The organism is Loigolactobacillus jiayinensis, assembly GCF_003946445.1.
Lineage (GTDB): Bacteria > Bacillota > Bacilli > Lactobacillales > Lactobacillaceae > Loigolactobacillus > Loigolactobacillus jiayinensis.
In genome coordinates, this window is record NZ_RHOF01000108.1 from 1 (window position 1) to 3,593 (window position 3,593).

Here is a 3,593-nt window from a genome sequence, read left to right on the forward strand (position 1 = left end):
GTCATAGTAAAACCCCCGGTATTGGATTCTGGTCCAATACCGGGGGTTCACTTCAGGTATAACAAATTCTGTCATACCACTCTTTTTGAAATCAGTAAAATTAAGGCTTATCACCATGCGTGCCGGGTTGATTAACGCGCAGACTTTGCCGAACATATTGCCCAGTTTGATCTTGCAGAATGGCGGTAATAAGCTGGGCCACGGTTTCGCGGCTAACCTCGGTGCCAGGCCACTCTGGGTCGTTTCGTAAGTTAGCTGGTGCTGATCGTTGAAGAGCTAGACTAGTCGTAAGAGAGTGTAGTCCAACGATGATTGAGCGAGGACAACGGTGGCCGTCTTCTTTCGTATCGGAGCTGGCTATCATCATAGTGTTCCAGTTGCCGAACGGTCCATGTGTAATCGACCTTGACTGCCAATTTGATTAAACCACATCAAAAATATTTTGGGTTAGTAAAGATTAAAAACAGGCTATAATGGCATGTGTCACAATACCCGCCAAAACTAGTCCAATTATTGAACATGAAGACCCAAATGCCTTTATAAGGTAGATTGCAAATTTAATCCGAATTTTTGGACAAATTTGTCAGCATGACCTGATAAGGTGTTTGCCAGTCAAGTATTTTAAGTGGTCTCTGATTAATTTCGAGTAAGGTGGTTTTCAAGCCTTGAGCACTAATGTGCTCAAAATAAGTCCCCTTAGGATAAAAATAGCGTAAGTTCCGATTAAATCGTTCATTACTGCCGCGCTCAGCTGGCGTATAAGCATGGCAGTAATAGGTCTTAATACCGTATTGTGCTTCAAGTGATACTAGACCGCTAAACTCAGTGCCACGGTCCACCGTAAAACTATGCACCGGGCCATTAAAAGTTGCTAGAAACTTATTTAGGGCTTCATTAACAGTTACTGCTGTCCGGTTTTTTAATCGGTAGGCCCAAAGGAAACGTGATTTGCGATCGATTAAGGTTAATAAAACTGCCTTACTATGCCCACGAGGACCAACGACTGTATCTAGTTCAAAATCGCCGATGCGATTACGTTGATTAATCATCATGGGACGCTGTTCAATTGATCGCCCCAAAGATTGATTATATTTGGATCGTTGGTCAACGTTACGCCGTTGGCGTACGCCATGTTCAGGTAGATCATTCAAGGAGAAATCAATTCTCCCCTGATTTAGCCAATTATAAATAGATTTAGTAGCTAGTTTAAATTCGTGAGCAATCATTCCTGGTGACCAGCTTAGACGTAAATGGTTGAGAATTTTTTGCTTTAACTCATCGCTCAGCTTAGTTTTCCGACCACATCGTGATCGCTTGTATTCGGCATCTGTTTGTGCTAATTCAGCCTGATAAGGTTGACATCGAGATAATTCATAAGAAATTGTTGACGGTGATCGGTTCAGCCGAACGCCCATTTGGATATTGGACAGCCCTAGTTCACAAAAGGTTTCGATTTTAATTCGTTCGGAATAGGTTATACTAGACAAAAGATCAGCTCCTAAAAGATGGGTTTGTGGTAAACACCATTTTAAAGGAAGCTGATCTTTTTTGTCCGAACAGCGTTCGGATTAATTTTACAATCTACCGTTTAACTATAATCAAAAAGTTAATAGTAAGCAATCAATATGTTGATTATATTAATAAAAAATACGTCGTTATTCGATGACTGTTGGTACGATCAATTCGAAGCGGTCTGTCAAATAGGTCAATTCAATTGGCAGTTTAACCGCTGGGTCGCCGTCAATACGTGTCGTCACGGCTTGACCAGTTGCACTCGTAATTCGTGCACTGGTTGCCGTTAGCTGTGTAATGGCCTTGGAGTTTTGCAAGTTCCCCGTTAGTGCGAACCAAATATATGGAATTACTTGCCGCCAGCCAATGTTGTTAAGTAGACTAATATGCATTTTTCCTGGAGCAGACGCGCTATAGACGTGCCCACCGACTGATTTGGTCGTTGTAATCAAACAGAACCATGTTTTTAAGGTGTGGCTTCCTTCGTGTTTGAATTGATATCGAATTGGCAGTGACTTATTGTGACCAATATGGCGAATAGCACGGTAAAGATAGCTTAATTTACCGAATCGCTGCTTCTCAGATTGTCGAACTTCATTGGAAATGTCAGCCAAATTACCGAATGTCAGTGAACTCACGACTGCCCGGCGTTGATTACAAACTAGCATGCCGACTGCTTGGGTCGCCGGCTGAGTACAAATTAGTTCGATGGCCGCTTGGGGGTCAGTTGGTAACTGGTAGCGGGTTGCAAAATTATTAACCGTTCCCATGGGAATAACGCCGATACGAATATGTGCTTCAGCTTGGATTAGGGCTGTCATTGCAACGTTCAGTGTGCCATCTCCACCAATAACAATTAGTGCTGACAGTTGAGGAAGTGTTTGCTTAATTAACGCAATTGCCCGGGGGATTCCTGGTGTTGTCAGTAATTGAGACTCAATGCCGTGGTTCGATAGCGCTTGCGCGGTTTGATGGGCGACAGTTGCCGCTTGCCCATTACCCGCTTGTCCGTTATAGAAAATGCCGTAAGTTGTTGCCATGACAATCGCCTCTTGATTAAAAAATTAAGTTTATTCATCGCTTATTTAGTAAGCTTTTGATAGTCTCAGTATAGCTTGAACACTAGTTTGACTGGAAATAATATGCATCATTACTGAATTAGTCGGGTCAATGAGCATTTTGATTGCTCAATATAAATATTATAGTTATGATAATTTTAATCACACAATATCGGGATGGAGCGTGTTCACAATGGGATGGAATAGGTGTTGCGATATTAGGACTAACAATAGGTATCGTTGCAAATGCGGTAGGCGCACATGGTCGGCGTCAAACGACAATTAATTTAATCGCAGGCTTATTCGGTGTACTTGGTGGCCAGCTGTCTTTTGGATGGTTCGGGCCAACAGTTGCTGGAATGACGTTGTTGCCAGTCGTGAGCGGGGCGATGATACTTATTGTGATCGGAACCGTTGCTGCCCAGGCGCTTCAGCCGCAGTAATTGTGATTAGGCATAAAAGGATTTGTTGAAGTAGCACTTGTTAGCGCTATCAAAAGATGGAGGTGTCCGTAATGGCTAAAATTAAACGACAGACCCCTGGTTTTTGGGGTAAATTGTCACTATTGATTGCAATTGGGCAATTAGGATTGACTGTGTTTCGAGAAGTGCGGCAGTTCAAACACCGCCGCTAAAAAGGGGATGACAGCATGCATTGGTCATGGGTAATGATTGTTGGCGCGGCGGTTGGTGCTTTTGCAGGTGCTATCATGAGCCCCAGTCAATCGCGGGGTTGGATCGGTCACATTATTGCTGGCGTCCTTGGGGCACTCATTGGTGAAGGTGTGCTGGGGCCGATGGGGCCTGAGTTAGCCGGAATGACCGTGATACCAGCCGCAATCGGTGCAATTGCCGTCGTTCTGATAATGATGTTCGTGGTTCAGTGGGCACGGGTTCGACGGTCAAAACACAATTGAACAGTGCCAATTGACAGCCTGGCTGTTACGCTCGACATCAAAAAATGTTAAACGGTAGATTGCAAATTTAATCCGAATTTTTGGACAAATTTGTCAGCATAACCTGA

At 43.6% G+C, this 3,593-nt stretch carries 4 protein-coding genes; 1 reads left to right on the forward strand and 3 read right to left on the reverse strand.

Annotated elements, in window-relative coordinates:
* Positions 1-100: 100 nt before the first annotated feature.
* From EKM80_RS14540 to EKM80_RS14555, 3 genes are all read right to left on the reverse strand, one after another.
* Positions 101-367 carry a hypothetical protein gene (locus EKM80_RS14540; protein ID WP_125554387.1) on the reverse strand — a complete coding sequence of 89 codons (267 nt, stop codon included), beginning with the start codon at positions 365-367 and terminating at the stop codon, positions 101-103.
* A gap of 190 nt (positions 368-557) precedes the next feature.
* The gene (locus EKM80_RS14545) at positions 558-1,487 is read right to left on the reverse strand and encodes an IS30 family transposase (RefSeq protein ID WP_125554389.1); all 930 of its coding nucleotides are present in this window, start codon (positions 1,485-1,487) and stop codon (positions 558-560) included.
* Positions 1,488-1,655: 168 nt separating this feature from the next.
* Positions 1,656-2,552, reverse strand: a complete 897-nt coding sequence (locus EKM80_RS14555; RefSeq protein ID WP_003680378.1) for a diacylglycerol/lipid kinase family protein — start codon at positions 2,550-2,552, stop codon at positions 1,656-1,658.
* 667 nt (positions 2,553-3,219) lie between these two features.
* On the opposite strand from EKM80_RS14555, the gene EKM80_RS14570 reads away from it, so the two are divergent.
* Positions 3,220-3,486: a GlsB/YeaQ/YmgE family stress response membrane protein gene (locus EKM80_RS14570; protein WP_003680380.1), complete on the forward strand. Its 267-nt coding sequence runs from the start codon at positions 3,220-3,222 to the stop codon at positions 3,484-3,486.
* Positions 3,487-3,593 lie beyond the last annotated feature (107 nt).

What these genes read in the sequence shown, in the direction of transcription:
- EKM80_RS14555 (WP_003680378.1), bottom strand. Translation starts at nt 2,552, where the DNA reads ATGGCAACAACTTACGGCATTTTCTATAACGGACAAGCGGGTAATGGG.
- EKM80_RS14570 (WP_003680380.1), top strand. Translation starts at nt 3,220, where the DNA reads ATGCATTGGTCATGGGTAATGATTGTTGGCGCGGCGGTTGGTGCTTTT.
- EKM80_RS14540 (WP_125554387.1), bottom strand. Translation starts at nt 367, where the DNA reads ATGATGATAGCCAGCTCCGATACGAAAGAAGACGGCCACCGTTGTCCT.